The organism is Blastococcus jejuensis, from assembly GCF_039534705.1.
Taxonomy (GTDB): domain Bacteria; phylum Actinomycetota; class Actinomycetes; order Mycobacteriales; family Geodermatophilaceae; genus Blastococcus_B; species Blastococcus_B jejuensis.
Genome location: NZ_BAAAVV010000002.1, coordinates 309,417 through 326,256, shown reverse-complemented (window position 1 = coordinate 326,256; position 16,840 = coordinate 309,417). Strand labels below are relative to the sequence as shown.

The 16,840-nt window shown below is 73.6% G+C and carries 16 protein-coding genes; 9 read left to right on the top strand and 7 right to left on the bottom strand.

The window, feature by feature from the left end; translation table 11 throughout:
• Window positions 1-315 precede the first annotated feature (315 nt).
• The 4 genes from ABD644_RS05310 to ABD644_RS05295 all read left to right on the top strand — a co-directional run bounded on the left by ABD644_RS05310 (window position 316) and on the right by ABD644_RS05295 (window position 6,095).
• Window positions 316-1,710, top strand: a complete 1,395-nt coding sequence (locus ABD644_RS05310) for an RNA polymerase sigma factor (RefSeq protein ID WP_344687583.1) — start codon at window positions 316-318, stop codon at window positions 1,708-1,710.
• Between the two features lie 506 nt (window positions 1,711-2,216).
• On the top strand, window positions 2,217-2,441 hold the full coding sequence (locus ABD644_RS05305) for a DUF7455 domain-containing protein (RefSeq protein ID WP_344687582.1): 225 nt from the start codon (window positions 2,217-2,219) through the stop codon (window positions 2,439-2,441).
• 141 nt (window positions 2,442-2,582) lie between these two features.
• Window positions 2,583-4,946 carry a VanW family protein gene (locus tag ABD644_RS05300; protein WP_344687580.1) on the top strand — a complete coding sequence of 788 codons (2,364 nt, stop codon included), beginning with the start codon at window positions 2,583-2,585 and terminating at the stop codon, window positions 4,944-4,946.
• Between the two features lie 90 nt (window positions 4,947-5,036).
• Complete coding sequence (locus ABD644_RS05295; RefSeq protein ID WP_344687579.1) at window positions 5,037-6,095, top strand: YihY/virulence factor BrkB family protein; 1,059 nt, start codon at window positions 5,037-5,039, stop codon at window positions 6,093-6,095.
• A 70-nt stretch (window positions 6,096-6,165) separates the two neighbouring features.
• On the opposite strand, the gene ABD644_RS05290 is transcribed toward ABD644_RS05295, so the two are convergent.
• Window positions 6,166-6,399: a DUF3039 domain-containing protein gene (locus ABD644_RS05290; protein ID WP_344687578.1), complete on the bottom strand. Its 234-nt coding sequence runs from the start codon at window positions 6,397-6,399 to the stop codon at window positions 6,166-6,168.
• 56 nt (window positions 6,400-6,455) lie between these two features.
• Here ABD644_RS05290 and ABD644_RS05285 point away from each other — a divergent pair, with 56 nt between their 5' ends.
• Window positions 6,456-7,385, top strand: a complete 930-nt coding sequence (locus ABD644_RS05285; RefSeq protein WP_344687577.1) for a pseudouridine-5'-phosphate glycosidase — start codon at window positions 6,456-6,458, stop codon at window positions 7,383-7,385.
• Window positions 7,382-8,251 carry a carbohydrate kinase family protein gene (locus ABD644_RS05280; protein WP_344687576.1) on the top strand — a complete coding sequence of 290 codons (870 nt, stop codon included), beginning with the start codon at window positions 7,382-7,384 and terminating at the stop codon, window positions 8,249-8,251. The genes ABD644_RS05285 and ABD644_RS05280 overlap by 4 nt, the downstream gene beginning before the upstream one ends.
• A gap of 7 nt (window positions 8,252-8,258) precedes the next feature.
• Here ABD644_RS05280 and ABD644_RS05275 read toward each other — a convergent pair whose 3' ends face one another.
• From ABD644_RS05275 to ABD644_RS05250, 6 genes are all read right to left on the bottom strand, one after another.
• Entirely contained in the window at window positions 8,259-8,600 is a 342-nt protein-coding gene (locus ABD644_RS05275; RefSeq protein ID WP_344687574.1) for a DUF3099 domain-containing protein, read from the bottom strand.
• 107 nt (window positions 8,601-8,707) lie between these two features.
• Complete coding sequence (locus tag ABD644_RS05270; protein WP_344687573.1) at window positions 8,708-9,292, bottom strand: HhH-GPD-type base excision DNA repair protein; 585 nt, start codon at window positions 9,290-9,292, stop codon at window positions 8,708-8,710.
• A 66-nt stretch (window positions 9,293-9,358) separates the two neighbouring features.
• A complete protein-coding gene (locus ABD644_RS05265) occupies window positions 9,359-10,771 on the bottom strand; it encodes an FAD-binding oxidoreductase (RefSeq protein ID WP_344687572.1) in 1,413 nt (470 codons plus the stop codon).
• Between the two features lie 22 nt (window positions 10,772-10,793).
• A complete protein-coding gene (locus ABD644_RS05260; RefSeq protein WP_344687569.1) occupies window positions 10,794-11,513 on the bottom strand; it encodes a Crp/Fnr family transcriptional regulator in 720 nt (239 codons plus the stop codon).
• Window positions 11,514-11,585: 72 nt separating this feature from the next.
• Window positions 11,586-12,398 carry an alpha/beta fold hydrolase gene (locus tag ABD644_RS05255; RefSeq protein ID WP_344687568.1) on the bottom strand — a complete coding sequence of 271 codons (813 nt, stop codon included), beginning with the start codon at window positions 12,396-12,398 and terminating at the stop codon, window positions 11,586-11,588.
• A gap of 50 nt (window positions 12,399-12,448) precedes the next feature.
• Window positions 12,449-14,017: an HD domain-containing phosphohydrolase gene (locus ABD644_RS05250; protein ID WP_344687567.1), complete on the bottom strand. Its 1,569-nt coding sequence runs from the start codon at window positions 14,015-14,017 to the stop codon at window positions 12,449-12,451.
• Window positions 14,018-14,133: 116 nt separating this feature from the next.
• Between ABD644_RS05250 and ABD644_RS05245 the strand changes: the two genes are divergently transcribed.
• The 3 genes from ABD644_RS05245 to sigB all read left to right on the top strand — a co-directional run bounded on the left by ABD644_RS05245 (window position 14,134) and on the right by sigB (window position 16,833).
• Window positions 14,134-14,931, top strand: a complete 798-nt coding sequence (locus tag ABD644_RS05245; protein ID WP_344687566.1) for an alpha/beta fold hydrolase — start codon at window positions 14,134-14,136, stop codon at window positions 14,929-14,931.
• Window positions 14,932-15,148: 217 nt separating this feature from the next.
• Window positions 15,149-15,568 (top strand): D-aminoacyl-tRNA deacylase, encoded by a 420-nt coding sequence (gene dtd, locus ABD644_RS05240; protein ID WP_344687565.1) that lies wholly within the window; start codon window positions 15,149-15,151, stop codon window positions 15,566-15,568.
• Between the two features lie 278 nt (window positions 15,569-15,846).
• Window positions 15,847-16,833 carry an RNA polymerase sigma factor SigB gene (sigB, locus tag ABD644_RS05235; RefSeq protein ID WP_344687564.1) on the top strand — a complete coding sequence of 329 codons (987 nt, stop codon included), beginning with the start codon at window positions 15,847-15,849 and terminating at the stop codon, window positions 16,831-16,833.
• The last annotated feature ends 7 nt before the right edge of the window (window positions 16,834-16,840 follow it).

The window sequence follows — 16,840 nt, the reverse complement described above, 5'->3', positions numbered from 1 at the left end:
GGGGCGCGTGGTGCGGCCCGGCAACCCCGTTCGCGGGCACCCCACGGAGGGGTGATCACCCGCTCGGAGCAGGTCCCCCGCCTCGTCGGAGCGAGACGACCGCGTGCGGGACGGTGGAATCACTCGAACACGCCGTTACAATGGGAGAGCCCCAGCCCGTCGCCCTCCAGCCGGGAGGGATCCCCTGCCCGATCCGCGGCCGAACGCCGCGTCGGTTCGCGGGGTCCTCTCATCCGTCGCTGGGCTTCGGTCGGAGCCGCTGCCCGGGGATCAGACGGTCCCCGGGGAACGAATCCAGCACGGGAAGGAACCTGAGTGCCCGCCGACCAGCCAGCACCGGAAGCAGCCGCAGCGAGCACCCCCAAGCGCTCCAAGACGGTTGCTGCCGGTACCCGGGCCCCCCGGGCCACCGCCGCGGTCCCCGCGAGCACGCCCGAGGGCGGCACGGTGGGCACGAAGTCCGCGGCCGCCAAGAAGGCACCGGCCAAGAAGGCCGCGGGCAAGACCACGACCGCGGCCAAGCGCGCCAAGCCGGCCGTCGTCCCCTCCCCCGGTGCGGGTGAGGGTGCCGTGCTGACCGCCGTCGCCAGCGACGACTCCGCCGTCGCGGTGGTCGACGCGGGCTCCGAGGGTCTCAAGCTCGACGAGACGGTCGTGGCCGGCCCCGACGGTCCCGCCGTCGAGGCCGTCGCCCCCGAGGAGGAGACCGCCGAGGGCGGCGACTTCGAGTGGGACGACGAGGAGGAGTCCGAGGCGCTGCGGCAGGCCCGCAAGGACGCCGAGCTCACCGCGTCCGCCGACTCCGTCCGGGCCTACCTCAAGCAGATCGGCAAGGTCGCGCTGCTCAACGCCGAGGAGGAGGTCGACCTCGCCAAGCGGATCGAGGCCGGTCTCTACGGCTCCGAGCGCCTCCGCCAGGTCGAGGAGGAGGGCCAGAAGATCTCGCCGCAGATGCGCCGCGACCTCAACTGGATCGTCCGCGACGGCGAGCGCGCCAAGAACCACCTGCTCGAGGCCAACCTGCGTCTCGTCGTCTCCCTCGCCAAGCGCTACACCGGCCGCGGCATGGCGTTCCTGGACCTGATCCAGGAGGGCAACCTCGGGCTGATCCGCGCCGTCGAGAAGTTCGACTACACCAAGGGCTACAAGTTCTCCACGTACGCCACCTGGTGGATCCGGCAGGCCATCACCCGCGCCATGGCCGACCAGGCGCGCACCATCCGCATCCCGGTGCACATGGTCGAGGTCATCAACAAGCTCGGCCGCATACAGCGCGAGCTGCTCCAGGACCTGGGCCGCGAGCCCACGCCCGAGGAGCTGGCCAAGGAGATGGACATCACCCCGGACAAGGTGCTGGAGATCCAGCAGTACGCCCGGGAGCCGATCAGCCTCGACCAGACCATCGGCGACGAGGGCGACAGCCAGCTCGGCGACTTCATCGAGGACTCGGAAGCCGTGGTGGCGGTCGACGCGGTGAGCTTCACGCTCATGCAGGACCAGCTGACCAGCGTGCTGCAGACCCTCTCCGAGCGGGAGGCCGGCGTCGTCCGGCTGCGGTTCGGCCTCACCGACGGCCAGCCGCGCACGCTCGACGAGATCGGCCAGGTCTACGGGGTCACGCGTGAGCGGATCCGGCAGATCGAGTCCAAGACGATGTCGAAGCTGCGCCACCCCAGCCGCTCCCAGGTACTCCGGGACTACCTCGACTAGGAGAGGCGAAGCCGGTCACGCCGAGTGGGCCCCGGCGGGGTCCGCGCAGGCGTGACGCAGCAGCTCCACGCAACGGGGGACGGCACCTGGCCGCGGTGCGGCCCGGAGGGCCGCAGTGTCATCGCCGCGGTGTCGGCTGGAGGCCGACAGACCACATCGACAGATCACATCGTCATCACGATCTCACTCGTGCGCGCTACTCCGGCGGTGTACGCGGCGCGCCTCCGGGTAAGCGGCGTAGCGTGGGTGCGGTCAAGAAAGAGCAGTGGACCCACGAACCGGCTCCCAGCCGGTGACCGAACGACAAGCACGACCCGATAGATCGACCGGTAAGACCCAGTGACGTCCCCTGCTTCTCCGCTCCATCACCTGCCCCAGTGGCACCGACCTCACCAAGTCCGGCGAGTCAGGTCACATCGGCAGTGGAACGGGAATCCGGGGGTCCATCCTGGCGCTGTGCAGGAGGCCGATCCGCAATCGCGGGTCCGTGCGGTAGAGAGCGAGTGATGAGCCAGATGACCCAGACGCTGACGACGACCCCGCCCACCGATGACCTCGTCGTTCCCTTCCACTGCGACCGCTGCGGTGCTCTGGCCAAGGTGCGTGTGGTGCTTGCCAATGGCAGTGACCTCGTGTTCTGCGGTCACCACGCACGTGAGTACGAGACCAAGCTCCGTGACATCGCGGTCGACATCATCGACACAGACGGCGAGCAGCGCGTCACTGCCTGACAGAGGCGCTATCGTCGCGCCGCGATGACAGCTTCACCCGACGACGCCGCCGCGTCCGACTCCCCGCCCCGTGCGGATGTCGGGCCGGCGGCTCCGTCGTTCCCGGGGTCTCCCGGTCGACGGCGACCTGAGGACCACCCCATGTCTCAGCACACCCCTGCGCCCGACGAAACCGTGCGCATGCGCGCGGACGGCCCCACCGGCCGCCCTGCGCCCGACGGCACCCGCGTGTCCCCGCCGGCCGTCGGCACGGCCACCGGCCAGACGGCGGTCCACGCCCAGGGATCCGGCCAGGGCTCGGCTGCGGCACCGAGCCCGGCGCAGGCCGAGGCGCCGGTCGACACCCCGGTCGAGAGCCCGGTCGAGAGCCCGGTCGCGGCCGAGACGCCGGCACCGGAGACTCCACCGGCCGGCAGCACCACCGACCACGAGATCGACGACACCCGGCCGGTGACCCGCGACTGGCTCTCCGGGGCCCCGCAGGTGACGAGCGAGGACCGCGTCGACAGCGTCGGCACCGCCGACACAGGCGACACAACCGACACAGCCGACACCGCCGACGACGCCACGGGTGTGCTGGCCGACGCCCCCCTCGTCGTCGACGACGTCCCCGGCGAGCAGCCGGCCGACCGACCGGCCCTCACCGAGAGCCCTGCCGGCGACGGCCCGGACACGCCGGGCGGCCCGCCGCCGGCCGACGAGCCGCCCGCCGGAGGTCCCCGGCGCCCCTGGTGGGGCCGCAAGGCCGTCCTCGTGCCGGCCGCCGCGGCCGGCGTGCTGGCGGCCACCTACGGCGTCGACCTGTTCCTGTCCTCGGGCGAGATCCCCCGCCACACGGTCGTCGCCGGCGTCGACATCGGGGGCCTGTCCCCGGCCGCGGCCGCCGAGCTGCTCGAGCGGGATCTGGCACCGCGCGTCGTCGCCGACCACACCGTCGTGGCGGCCGACGTCGAGGCCACCCTCTCCCCCGCCACCGCCGGCATCGCGCTGGACGTCGACGGCACCGTGGACGCCGCCTCCGAGCAACCGCTCAACCCCTGGACGCGGATCGTGTCGCTCTTCAGCGACCGCCCGGTCGAGCCGGTGATCACCGGCGAGGAGACGTCCCTGGCCGCGCAGATCGAGACCATCGCCGCGCAGGTGGACCGCGCCCCCGTCGACGCCACCATCGTGCTGGAGAACACCACGCCCAGCCTGGTGGAGCCGGCCGACGGGCGGGTCCTGGACCGCGAGGGGGCCGCCGAGGCCATCACCGACGCGCTGGCGTCCGGCGGCGACCCGGCCACCCCGATCGAGTTGCCGGTCGACGTCTCCCCGGTGCACGTGCAGACCGAGGAGGCGCAGCGCGTCCTCGACGAGGTCGTCACCCCGGCCCTGGCCGCGCCCGTGCAGGTCAGCAGCCAGGACGGCGGCACCTCGGCCGAGGTGCCCGTCGCCGCGATCGCGGCCGGCCTGGTCTTCACGCCCCAGGAGGACGGCGAGCTCGCGGTGTCCATCGACCCGGCCGCGCTGCAGGCGGCGCTGGGCGACGGGCTGGGCGCCTTCGGCACACCGGCCGAGGACGCGCGGTTCGAGGTGAGCGGCGGCTCGGTCTCCGTCGTCCCGTCGGTGGACGGCACCGGGGTCGACCCCGCGCGGCTCTCCGAGCAGCTGATGGACGTGCTGGCCGACCCAGCCCCGCGATCGGTCACCGCCGAGCTGGGCCCGGTCCCCGCCGACTTCACCACCGAGGAGGCCCAGGCGCTGGGCATCCGCGAGGAGATCAGCAGCTTCACCACCAACTTCACCAGCCCCGCGAGCGGAACCAACATCCGCGTGGTGGCCGAGGAGGTCGACGGCGCGCTGATCATGCCCGGCGAGACGTTCAGCCTGAACACGTTCACCGGCCCCCGTGGCACAGCCCAGGGGTACGTGCCGGCCGCGGTGATCAGCGGCGGAGAGCTGTCGACGGCGGTCGGCGGCGGCATCAGCCAGTTCGCCACCACGATGTTCAACGCCGTCTTCTTCGCCGGCCTCGAGGACGTCTACCACAAGCCGCACAGCTTCTACATCAGCCGCTACCCGGCCGGCCGGGAGGCCACGGTGTACGAGGGCGTCATCGACCTGGTGTGGAAGAACGACAGCGACACCGGGGTCTTCGTCGACACCAACTGGGTGCCCGGGGCGATCACGGTGACCTTCTACGGGACCAAGCGCTACGAGATCGAGTCGATCAGCAGCGAGCGGACCAACTTCCGGCAGCCCGCGGTCCAGGAGAAGGTCGACGACGGCAACTGCACCCCCCAGGGCGGCATCACCGGCTTCGACATCACGGTCACGCGGGTCTTCCGCGACCTGTCGTCGGGGGCCGAGCTCCGCCGGGAGAACTTCCACACCAGCTACGCGGCCGAAGCGGTGATCCGGTGCGTGCCGCCGCCGACCCCGACCCCCGGGCCGGAGGGCACGCCGCCGGCGGCGCCGTCCAGCCCGGGCGGTCGCCGGCCGGGCGCGCGCAGGGGCGACTGAGCTCTCGCCGGTCCCCCGGCGGAGGGACGCTCCCGGCCCGTCACCGGCCGAGCGGGCCCTCCGGCGCGAACCGCCGTGCACACTGGGCGGATGAGCGCTGTCCTGCCCAGCGGCTCCCCGGCCACCGCCGGGGACGCCCAGGACAGCGCCATCCCGGCGGAGGACGACGGCCCGGCCGTCCCGAGCGTCACGGAGCAGGGGCGGCTGGCCCACTGGCCGAGCGTCGTCCGGACGCCCCTGCAGGTGCTGGGTCAGACGGTGGCCAAGGCCTGGCAGGACCGGATCCTGGGCCTGTCCGGCGAGGCGGCGTTCTGGCAGATCCTCTCCGTGCCGCCGCTGCTCATCGGGCTGCTGGGCACGCTGGGCTACCTCGGCGACGTCATCGGCGACAGCTCCGTGCGCCAGATCGAGGAGCGGCTGCTGACGGCGTCGGCGGAGGTGCTGACGCCGAACGTCGTGGACACGCTGGTCGCCCCCACGCTGAGCGACATCCTGGCCGGGGGACGCCTCGACGTCGTGAGCCTGGGCTTCCTGCTGTCGCTGTGGGCGGGGTCGTCGGCGACCGCGACGTTCATGAACACGATCGTCATCGCCTACGACCAGCGGGACGTGCGCGGGCCGGTGCGCACCCGGCTCAAGGCGCTCTGGCTGTTCATCGTGGGCATGGGCGTGGCGGTGGTGACGCTGCCGCTGCTGGTCCTCGGCCGCGCGGTGCTGGTGTCGCTGCTGCCCGACGACTGGCAGGCCACGGCCACGCTGCTGGTCGACGCCGTCTACTGGCCGGTGGTGCTCATCGGCCTGCTGCTCGCCCTCACGAGCTTCTACCACGTCGTGCTGCCGAACCGCCTGCCGTGGCGGCGGCACCTGCCGGGCGCGGTGCTGGCCCTGACGTTCTTCCTGATCGCGGCCCTGCTGCTGCGGGCCTACGTCAGCGACATCCTGACCACGGCGCTGCCGTACGGGGCGCTGGCGACCCCGATCGGCGCCCTGCTGTTCTGCTTCTTCTTCGGCATGGCGGTGCTGCTGGGCGCCGAGCTCAACGCCACCATCCAGGCCCGCTGGCCGGCCCCCCTGCGCCGCCACGACCGGCGCCGGCGGGAGCGCCGGGCCGCCAAGCTCGCCGACGAGGCCCGCAAGCTCGGGCTGTGACTTCGCGGTCCTCCGGACCGCACCGCGGCCAACGGCCGTCCCCGGCGCGTGGGGCCCTGCGTCGGTCCTTTCACTCCCCCTTGCGGAGTTGCTCGTAGACCTCCTTGCACGCGGGGCACACGGGGCTGCCCGGCTTCGGGCTCTTGGTCACCGGGAACACCTCGCCGCACAGGGCCTCGACCAGCGTGCCCATCACGGCGCTCTCGGCGATCTTGTTCTTCTTCACGTAGTGGAAGACCTCGTTGGCGTTGCCGGTGTCGCCCTCCCGGACGTCCGGCCGCTCGAGGATGTCGGACTGGCTCACGTGCCCTCCTCGCCGGCGCCCGTCGGCGCCTGTCGACTGCCGTCCATGATGACAGGGTGACCGCCTCTCCTCCTCCCCTTCCCGTCCTGTCGCCCGAGGTGGCCGGCGCGCTCGGTGCCGGCCGCCCGGTCGTGGCCCTCGAGAGCACGCTGCTCGCTCACGGCCTGCCGCGCCCGGACAACCGCGCCGCGGCCGACGAGGTCGAGGCCGCCGTCCGCGCCGGCGGCGCGGTGCCGGCCACGATCGCGGTCCTGGACGGCGTGCCGCACGTGGGCCTGACAGCGGACCAGGTGGACCGGGTGTGCGCCGACCCCGACCTGGCCAAGCTGGGCGTCCGCGACCTGCCGATCGCCGCGGCCCTGGGCATGAGCGGGGCGACGACGGTGTCGAGCACGGCGCTGCTGGCCGCCGCGGCCGGCATCGGCGTCTTCGCCACGGGCGGGCTCGGCGGCGTGCACCGGCACGCCACCGACACGTTCGACGAGTCCGCGGACCTCACCGCGCTGTCGCGGACCTCGCTGGTCGTCGTCTGCGCCGGGGTGAAGTCGATCCTCGACGTCCCGGCGACGCTGGAGCGGTTGGAATCCCTGTCGGTCACCGTCGTCGGCTACGGCACCACCACCTTCCCCGGCTTCTACGTGGCCGACTCGGGGTCCTCGGTCGACTGGGCCGTCGACGACCCGGCGCAGGCGGCCGCGGTGTTCGCCGCCCGGCGCCGGCTGGCCCCCGGTGCGGTGGTCGTGGCCAATCCCCTGCCGGCCGACGAGCAGCTCGATCCCGCCCTGCACGACCGCGTCATCACCGACGCGCTGGCCGCCGCCGACGCCGCGGGCGTCCGCGGCAAGGAGGTCACGCCGTTCGTCCTCGACCACCTGCACCGGGCCAGTGACGGCGCGACCCTGGCGGTCAACGTGCGGCTGGTGCTGCGCAACGCCGAACTGGCCGGGCGGATCGCCGCGGCCCTCGCCGACCTGCCGCGTCCGTGACCGTCGTCGTCGTGGGCGACGTCGCCACCGACGTCGTCGCGGTGCTCGACGGGGCCCCGGCTCCCGGCTCGGACCGCCCCGCCGCCATCAGCACCCGCGGCGGCGGCGCCGGCGCGAACGTGGCGGTGCACCTGGCGCGACTGGGCACCGAGGTGCGCATGGTCGGCTGCGTGGGGAACGACCCGGCCGGCGTCGGCCTGGTCGCCGAGCTGGCCGCCGCCGGCGTGCGGCCCGCGCTGCGCACCGTGCCCGGGACGTCGACCGGCACGATCGTGAGCCTGGTGGAGCCCGACGGCCAGCGCAGCATGCTCGCCGACCGCGGTGCGAACCTGGCGCTCGAACCCGGCGACGTCGCCCTCGCGCACGTGCGGCACCTGCACCTGTCGGGCTACACGCTGCTCGACCCCCGCCCCCGGGTCGCCGGGCTGGCCGCGCTGGCCGCCGCAGCCGCCGCCGGCGCCACCATCTCGCTGGACCCGGCCTCCACCGCACCCCTGGCGGCCTACGGCGTCGACCGGTGGCTGACCGACACCGCGGCCGCCACCGTCGTGCTCCCCAACGCCGCCGAGGCACGACTGCTGACCGGCTGCGCGGACCCGGCCGACGCCGCCCGCGCACTGGCCGGCCGGCACCGCGTCGCCGCGGTGAAGCTGGGTGCCGAGGGGGCCCTCTGGGCCTCCGGTGACGTGCTGGTGCACCGCCCGGCGCTGCCGACGACCGTCGTGGACACGACCGGGGCGGGGGACGCGTTCGCGGCGGGCCTGCTGGCCGCATGGCTGGCCGAACCCGGCATCCCGCCGGAGCGGGCGCTGGACGCGGGGCTGGCCCACGCGGCGCTGGTGGTGGCGCGGGTCGGCGCCCGCTGAGCCCGGTTCAGCCGTCGATGACGCGCGCGGGCTTGGTCTCGAGGACGCGGTCGGGCCGGGGGTCGTAGCGGTTGACGTGCAGCTTCTTCTTCGGCGGTCGGTCGTTGGCCATGACGACGGCGACCCACGGCAGCACCGTGCCCAGGATCGCGAACAGGAGCATCAGCCAGACGATCTGGTAGAAGACCGCGGCCAGGATGATGAAGACCAGCCGGATCCCCATCGTGATGGCGTAGCGCTTCTTCCGGGCGGCGTGCTGCTCGGCGACGCTGGGCTCCGCCTCGGTGATCAGCACGGGCTCGGGGCGGCGCTCGCGCGGGGACTGCTGGCTCGAGGCCACGGGCTCCATCCCTCTCCGGCCGGCGGTTCCGGGGATCCCCCGGGCACTGCGCGGTGCACAACCCATCGTGCCACCGCGGGCGGGCGGATGCCCGCATCCGGTCCCTGCTTCGGTCGCTACTTCGCGGCGGCCTTCTTGGCCGCCTGCTTCTGCTCCTGCTTGAACGCCCGCACCTCCGACAGCGACTCGGCCCCGGTGATGTCGGCGACCGAGCGCCGCGAGCCCTCGAGCCCGTAGTCACCGGCGGCCGCCCGCCAGCCCGGCGGGGTGACGCCGTACTGCTTGCCGAGCAGGGCCAGGAAGATCTTCGACTTCTGCGCTCCGAAGCCGGGGAGCTCGCCCAGCCGCTTCAGCAGCGCGGCCCCGTCGGGCCCGTCGGCCCAGAGGTTCTCGGCGCGGCCGTCGTAGCGCTCGACGATCAGACGGCAGAGATCCTGGGTGCGCGCGGCCATCGAGCCCGGGTAGCGGTGCAGCGCCGGCGGCCCCTGGAAGACGCGGGTCAGCTCCTCGGGGTCCGCCCCGGCGAGCTGGTCGGCGGAGAGCGCGTCCACGCCGAGGCGGTCGGCGAGCAGCCGGGGCGCGGAGAACGCGCGCTCCATCGGGAACTGCTGGTCCAGCAGCATCCCGATCAGCAGCGCGAGGGGGTCACGGCCGAGCAGCTCGTCGGCCGCCGGGTCCTGGGCGATGCGGACGGTCGGCATGTCCCGGGATCCTGCCCGATGCCCCGGCCGCGGGGGTGAGTCGGGGCCATGTGGACCGGGACCTGCTCAGTCCGGCCGGATGTTCTGGTTGATCCGGAACACGTTCGCCGGGTCGTACTTCCGCTTCAGCGTCCGGAGTCGCTGGTACTTCGCCTCCCCGTACGCCTCCCGCACGCGAGCGTCCCCCTCCTCCATGAGGAAGTTGACGTAGACGCTCGTATGGAAGGGCGCGAGCGCGGACCAGTAGTCGCGCGCCCACTGCCGCTGCTCGTCGAACCCGTCCGCGGTCGCCGTGTTGCCGTTGATGTTGAAGGTGAAGCCGGCCCCGCGGCCGTTGAACGCCGTCTCGTCCTCGCCGACCCGCGCCACCGCGCCACCCATCTGCCACAGCGCGATGCTGCTCAGCGGCGAGCTGATCCGGCGGCCGTGCTCGACGACGACGTCGATGACGTCGTCGCTGAGCTCGGCGACGTCGCAGGAGCGGACGTAGTACCAGCACCCGTGCCGGAACGACGGGTCGAACATCTGCTGGTGAGCCAGGAACGGCTTGGACGCGAACAGGTCCAGCACCGGTGAGCCGAAGTCGCGCATCGGCCGCAGCACCCGCTCCCCCTCCTCCACGTCGCCGGCGTAGCAGGCGACGACCGCGATCACCGGCCGCCCGACCAGCTCGTGCGGGACGACGGGCAGCGGCGGAGCCAACCGTTGCACGACCAGCGTCATCAGCTCGTCCGGGCAGCCCGCGAGCCAGTCGCGGTGGCGCCGCAGCACGGACGCCGCCTGCTCCATCGGCCAGAACGTCGCGCCGGCCATGACCTGCGGGCCCAGCGGGTGGAGGCGGAACCGGAAGTGGGTGACGATGCCGAAGTTGCCGCCCCCGCCGCGGAGCCCCCAGAACAGGTCCGCGTTCTCGTCCTGGCTCGCGCGCACGAACTCGCCGTCGGCGGTCACCACGTCGGCCGACAGGAGCGAGTCGACGGTCAGGCCGTACCTGCGCTGGATCCAGCCGATCCCCCCGCCCAGGGTCAGGCCGGCCAGGCCGGTGTGGGAGACGATGCCCGCCGGCACCGCGAGTCCGTGCTCCTGGGTCGCCGAATCGAGTTCCCCGAGCAGCACTCCCGCCTGGGCGCCGGCCGTGCGGGCGTCGGGATCGACGCGGATGCCGCCCATCTGGCGCAGATCGATGAGCAGGCCGTCGTCGCAGGTCGACAGCCCGGGAAAGCTGTGGCCGCCGCTCCGGACGGCGATCGGCAGCTGCTGGTCGCGGCCGAAGCGGAGGGCGGCGCGGACGTCGTCGACCCCACGGCACCGGGCGATGAGCGCCGGACGGCGGTCGATCGACCCGTTCCAGACACGGCGGTGCGCGTCGTAGCCGTCGTCGGCCGGACCGACCACCTCTCCCCCGAGGACGCGGCGCAGTCCGGCGACCGCGGTCGGACCGGGCCGGCGCGTGGGGGTGGCTTCTGCACTCCTCGTCATGGCCATGCACGGCAGCCTGGGCTCACCGCGGGGGTCTGACAGGAACCCAGGTTCCACCCTGTTCGCGGCTGAGCCGGATCGGGTCGACGACGTCGATGCGGTCGGGGTACGTGCAGACGACGCCCGCCTCCCGAAGGTCACGGAGCACCCGCACGACGACCTCGCGGACGGTGCCGACGGATTCGGCGAGCTGCCGCTGGGTGACCGGGACCGTCAGCACCGACGGCGCCTCCCCGGTGACCCGAACCTCCTGCGCGGCCAGGTCCAGCAGATGGCGGGCGACGCGCTGGCGCACGCTCGTGAAGGCGCTACCGGTGATCTCGTGGATGTAGCTGAGGGCACGGTCGGCCAGCTCCCGCAGGAGAGCGTCGGCCACGCGGGGATCCGCCGCCGCGGTCCGGCGGACCACGTCCGGGGACAACCGCAGCAGTTCGGCGTCGACCACGGCCTGGATGCCCGCGGGCATCCGGAACCCGGTCGCGTACATCGACACCGCGCCGATGAGCGCCCCCTGCCGGCAGTAGCGCATGGTCAGCGTGCGGCCGTCCGGCGCGGTCACGAAGGCCCGCACGAGACCGCCGACGACGAGCTCCAGGTGCTCGGCGGTCTCGCCCTCCCGATGGGTGACCGAGCCGGCCGGGATCCGCACCAGGCGGGCCCGGGTCAGCAGGCGCTGGGTCGCCGGGACGGGCAGGCATGTGAGGCTCGATGCAGCCAGCGCGGCTCGGACGCCGTCGTCCACCGGCCCACCGTAGGGCGCTCCCCGTGGCGCCGGACGCTCACCGGCCCTCCGGTGTCCGCCGTCCGCTCACGGTCACGTGCTGCGCCGCAGGAAGGTCAGGATCTCGGCGGTGAACAGGTCCGGCGCCGTCAGCATCGCGACGTGGCCCTGGCCGGCCAGGGTGACCACGCGGGCCCCGGGCAGCGCGGCGGCCACCGCGGCCGTCGACTCCGCCTCGCTGGGCGGGCTGTCCGCGCCGAGCAGCAGCAGGGTCGGGACGGCGAGGGAGCCGAACCGTTCGGGCCGCAGCCGGTAGCCGTCGTGCGCCCGCACCTCCCGGACGACGGTGTGCGCGGCCGCCACGCGGTTCGGCCACGACGGCAGCGTCCGCATGCTCGCCAGCTGGTCGGGGGTCACGCCGGCGGCCACGGTGAGGAGCTCGCTCACGACCTCCTCGCGACGGCCGTCGGCCAGCAGCGCCGTGAGTTCGTCGGCCAGGCCGGGCTCGGTCGGCACGCCGGCACCGGCTTCGTACAGGACCGCGCGCCGGATCCGGGCGGTCAGCGCCATCGCCTCCAGCAGGCACAGGCCGCCGTAGGAGTGGCCGAGCACGTCGACCGGCCCGCCGGTGGCGTCGGCGACGGCCTCCACGACGGCGGCCACGTCGGCGCCCTCCTCCTCGATCCGGTAGTCGGCCGCGTCGCCACTGTGCCCGCGCCCCCGCCGGTCCATCGCATAGACGGCGACGTGCGGCTCCAGCAGCGGCAGCACCGTCTCCCACCGCGAGTGATCGGCCGTGGCGCCGTGCACCAGGATCAGCGCCGGCCCCTCTCCGCTGCGCCAGTAGGCGATCCGCGTGCCGTCGCGTGATGTGGTCGTCAGCCGGGTCTCGGTCCGGACGTCCATCGTGCACCCCTCCCACCGCTCGGTTCTGGTGGTTGCAGGGTGGTCCGGGCCTACCGGAGCGGCATCGGGCGATCGCCCCATTCGCCGAGCAGGTCGTGCTCCATCGCGAACAGGGCCGCGGCCGGGCGCGTGGTGACGCCGATCTTGGCGTAGATGTGCTCGACGTGGTGGCCGACGGTCTTCGCCGAGATCCACAGCCGCCGGGCGACCTCCCGGTTGGAGTGGCCCCGTGCGATCAGCCGGAGCACCTCCACCTCCCGGTCGGAGAGCCCCGCCGGTCGAGGAGCGCGAGGGCGGGCGGCAGCCGGGCCGTCCGCGGACAGCAGCGCGTCGACAGCCGTCCGGTCGAGCCTGCCGTCGGCGGCCTCGCGCCACAGCACGTCGCGGGCGGCGGCCGCGGCCAGCGCACGGCGGTGCGGCCGGTCCTCGCGGAGCGCCGTCCACACGTCGCCGGCGGCGAGGAGGCGCGCCGCGCTCGACAGCTGCGGAGCACCGCTGCCGCGGTGGTAGCCGGAACCGTCGAGCCGCTCGTGATGGGCGCCGGCGAGCGCGGCGACCGGACGCAGGCCCGCGCATCGGCCGAGGACGCGTTCGGAGAGGTAGGCGTGCAGCCGCACGCGTTCGCTCTCCTCCACGCCGAGCGGCCCCCGGCGCTCCCAGACGCCGCTCGGGACGCCGACGGCCCCGACGTCGGCGACCAGTGCCGCGCGGGTCAGGGTCGCGACGTCGGAGGCGGGCAACCCGCATGCCCGGCCCGCGGCGCGTGCCGTCGCGGCGAGCCGCGAGGAGCGACCCCGCGTCCACGTCGACCGCAGGTCCGCGAAGTCCCCGACCGCGGCCAGCGCACGGTCCAACCCGACGGCGCCGAGCCGGTGCACCGGCTCGGGCTCGCCCGCGAGCACGTCCTCCCACGCCGTCGGATCGTCGGCCTCGGGGAGCCCGACCGCGCGGACCGCGTCCACGACGGCCGGGTCGTAGGCCCTGCCCCGCCGCCGGGACAGGACGTCGATCGCCGCGGCAGTGCCGGCCATCCGGTGCCACAGCACCGCGTCGCGCGCGACGACGACGACGCGGACCGGCACCGGGATCTCCACGCCCGACAGGCCGCCTGGCAGGCCCCGGCCGTCCCACCGCTCGTAGGCGTGCGCCAGTGCTTCGACGACCCCGGCACCCAGTCCGAGTCGAGCCGCGAGCCGGGCACCGACCTCGCAGTGGGAGACCTCGGTGCGTGAGTGGGCCAGCGCCTCGGCGACGAGACCGGCCCGACGCGGCAATGACCGGCCCCGGCCGGCGGCGTGCACCAGCGTCCGGAGGCCCTCGCCGGCCGACCCCATGTAGACCGGGGCGAAGGCGGCCATCAGGGCGAGGTTGTCCCCTCCGGCGAGGTGCGCCATGTCCGGCGCGTCAGCCGTGCAGCCGAGGAACCTCAGCAGCGCGACGTAGTGGACGTCGGCCACCGTTCCGGAGTCCAGGCCCAGATGGCGTGCCACGGTCACCGACAGCCGGCAGGTCCGCAGCGCGTGCTCCATCGGCTGGCCCGTCACCAGGTCGGTGGCCAGTGAGATCGCCGCGACGAACTCGGTCAGTCGGAGTCCCTCGTCGTCCGGGGAGCGGACCACGGCCCACAGTGTCGCGCTCCGGGACCCCGATGAGCCGGGTCTCGCGCGCCCCAGTGTCGGCCCGGCCGGAGGAGGATCACTCCCTGTCGTCGCGCGCTCCGGACTGGGGGTCTGCCGTGGACGAGGTCGAGGTCGAGGGGCTCCGCATCGCCTACCGGCGCGCCGGACACGGGCCGCCGTTGGTCCTGGTGCACGGGTTCGTGGGAGACGCGTCCAGCACGTGGGGCGGCCAGCTCGAGGCGCTGTCCGACGAGTTCACCGTCGTCGCCTGGGACGGCCCCGGCGCAGGAGGGTCGGCCGATCCCCCGGACTGGTTCCGCCTGCCCCAGTTCGCGGAGTGCCTCGCCGGCTTCGTGGCCGAGCTGGGGCTGGAGCACCCGCACGTCGCCGGGCTCTCGTTCGGCGGGGCGATGGCGCTCGAGCTCTACCGCGGGCACCCGGGCCTGCCGCGGACACTCGTCCTGGCCGGCGCCTACGCCGGGTGGGCCGGATCGCTGCCCCCCGAGACGGTCGCCGAGAGGCTGCGCTTCTGCCTCGACGTGGCCGACCTGCCGCCGGACGACTTCGTCGAGGCGATGCTGCCCAGCATGTTCTCGCGCTCCGCAGCCCCGGAGCGCGTCACCGCGTTCTCGGCCTCGATGCGGCAGTTCCACCCCGACGGCTTCCGCGCGATGGCCAGAGCTTCTGCCGAGGCGGATCTGCGCTCCGTGCTCGGCCGGGTGTCGGTCCCGGCGTTGGTGCTCTGCGGTGATCAGGACGCGCGCGCCCCGCTCCCCGTCGCCGAGACCCTGCACGCAGCCATCCCGGGTTCCGAGCTGGTCGTCCTGGACGGCGTGGGTCACGTCAGCGCTGTGGAGGCGCCCGAGCTCTTCAACGCCGCGGTCCGAACGTTTCTCCGCCGGTCCGGTCCGTGATGTGCCTTCCCGCGGGGTGCGTCGTCGGGTCGCTCCGACCCCATCGCCCAGGTCGCTCCGACCCCATCGCCCAGGTGATGTGGGACCAGGCGACGAGCGGGTTGCTGTCGGGCAGCGGGCGGCTGGCGACGTTCCTGTCGGTCGATGGGCGCCTCGCGCCGCCCCTGGACCGTGGAGTCGGCCACCGACATGCTCTGATGAACCCGTGCGCGCGGTGGTGAGCAGGGTCGCTACAGCGGCTGTAACCGTCGACGGGGCCGTCGTCGGGGAGATCGGGCCGGGATTGCTGGCACTGGTCGGGGCGTCCCGCGACGACGACGCCCACCGGGCCCGAGCACTGGCCCGCAAGATGCACGAGCTGCGGATCTTCCCGGGCCCCGACGGCGAGGTCTCGGCGGCCGACCTCGGCCTCCCGCTGCTCGTCGTGAGCCAGTTCACCCTCTACGCCGACACGCGCAAGGGCCGGCGACCCTCCTGGCAGGACGCCGCACCCGGAGAGCTCGCCGAGCCGCTGGTGGACGAGGTCGTCGGCGAGCTGCGGCGCCGCGGCGCGGCCGTGGCCACCGGGGTCTTCGGGGCGAAGATGCAGGTCACGTCGGTGAACGAGGGGCCGATGACGCTGCTGCTGGAAGTCTGAACGACAACGGTCGGATCTCCCCGGTTGCGGGTGCCGTGCCGACGGGTACAGGGGCGTGACCGAACACACTCCCTGTCGGTTTCCTGTGAACGGCGCGCCGGCGGAACACAGCACCCCGTCCGCGCCGTTGTGCAGGGCGTACCACATCGGACCAGAGAGCTCGGGACCGCACCGGAGACACCGGGGTTCCTGGCACAAGACGCCCGGGACGCGTCGACGCCGCACCACCGATGACCGGCGGATGCATCCCGAACCACAGGCAAGGACGAAGACACATCGTGACGCTGCTCCAGTCTTCCCCCACAGACTCCCTCGACGTGCGCGCCCCGCGCCGCGAGCCAGACACCAGCGGACTGGTGTCCACCGACCTGGTCCGCGTGTACCTCAACACCATCGGCAAGACCGCGCTGCTCACCGCCGAGCAGGAGGTGGAGCTGGCCAAGCGCATCGAGGCCGGGCTGTACGCCGACCGTCTCCTGAAGGAGAAGCAGGGGCTCACCGCCGCCCGCAAGCGCGACTACAAGGCGCTCGCGATCGACGGCAAGGCCGCCAAGGCGCACCTGCTGGAGGCCAACCTCCGGCTGGTCGTCTCCGTGGCCAAGCGCTACACCGGCCACGGCATGACGTTCCTGGACCTCATCCAGGAGGGCAACGTCGGCCTGATCCGCGCGGTCGAGAAGTTCGACTACACCAAGGGCTTCAAGTTCTCGACCTACGCCACCTGGTGGATCCGCCAGGCGATCACCCGGGCGATGGCCGACTCCGGGCGCACCATCCGGCTGCCCGTCCACCTGGCCGAGCAGGTCAACAAGGTGGTCCGCACCCGCCGGCGGATGCACCAGGAGCTGGAGCGCGAGCCCACCCCCGAGGAGCTGGGCCTCGAGCTCGACATGCCCGAGGAGCGCATCACCGAGCTGCTCGAGTACAGCCGTGACCTGGTCAGCCTCGACCAGACCGTGGGCGCCGACGAGGAGTCCCGCCTGGGCGACTTCATCGAGGACGCCGACGCCGCCGTCGCCGAGGACGCCGTCGCGTTCCAGATGATGAAGGGCGACGTCCGGACGGTCCTGTCGACGCTGGAGGACCGCGAGCGGGACGTCGTCATCCTCCGGTTCGGTCTCGACGGCCACCAGCCGCGCACGCTCGAGCAGATCGGCAAGCAGTTCGGGCTCTCCCGCGAGCGGGTGCGCCAGATCGAGCGGGAGACGATGGCGAAGCTCCGCGACCCGCAGCGCGCCGACGCCCTCCGCGACTACCTGGCGTGATGTCGAT

Coding starts and splice junctions, on each gene's coding strand:
- ABD644_RS05305 (WP_344687582.1), top strand. CDS start 2,217: ATGAGCCAGATGACCCAGACGCTGACGACGACCCCGCCCACCGATGAC.
- ABD644_RS05265 (WP_344687572.1), bottom strand. CDS start 10,771: ATGACGAGGAGTGCAGAAGCCACCCCCACGCGCCGGCCCGGTCCGACC.
- ABD644_RS05300 (WP_344687580.1), top strand. CDS start 2,583: ATGTCTCAGCACACCCCTGCGCCCGACGAAACCGTGCGCATGCGCGCG.
- ABD644_RS05275 (WP_344687574.1), bottom strand. CDS start 8,600: ATGGAGCCCGTGGCCTCGAGCCAGCAGTCCCCGCGCGAGCGCCGCCCC.
- ABD644_RS05255 (WP_344687568.1), bottom strand. CDS start 12,398: ATGGACGTCCGGACCGAGACCCGGCTGACGACCACATCACGCGACGGC.
- ABD644_RS05295 (WP_344687579.1), top strand. CDS start 5,037: ATGAGCGCTGTCCTGCCCAGCGGCTCCCCGGCCACCGCCGGGGACGCC.
- ABD644_RS05270 (WP_344687573.1), bottom strand. CDS start 9,292: ATGCCGACCGTCCGCATCGCCCAGGACCCGGCGGCCGACGAGCTGCTC.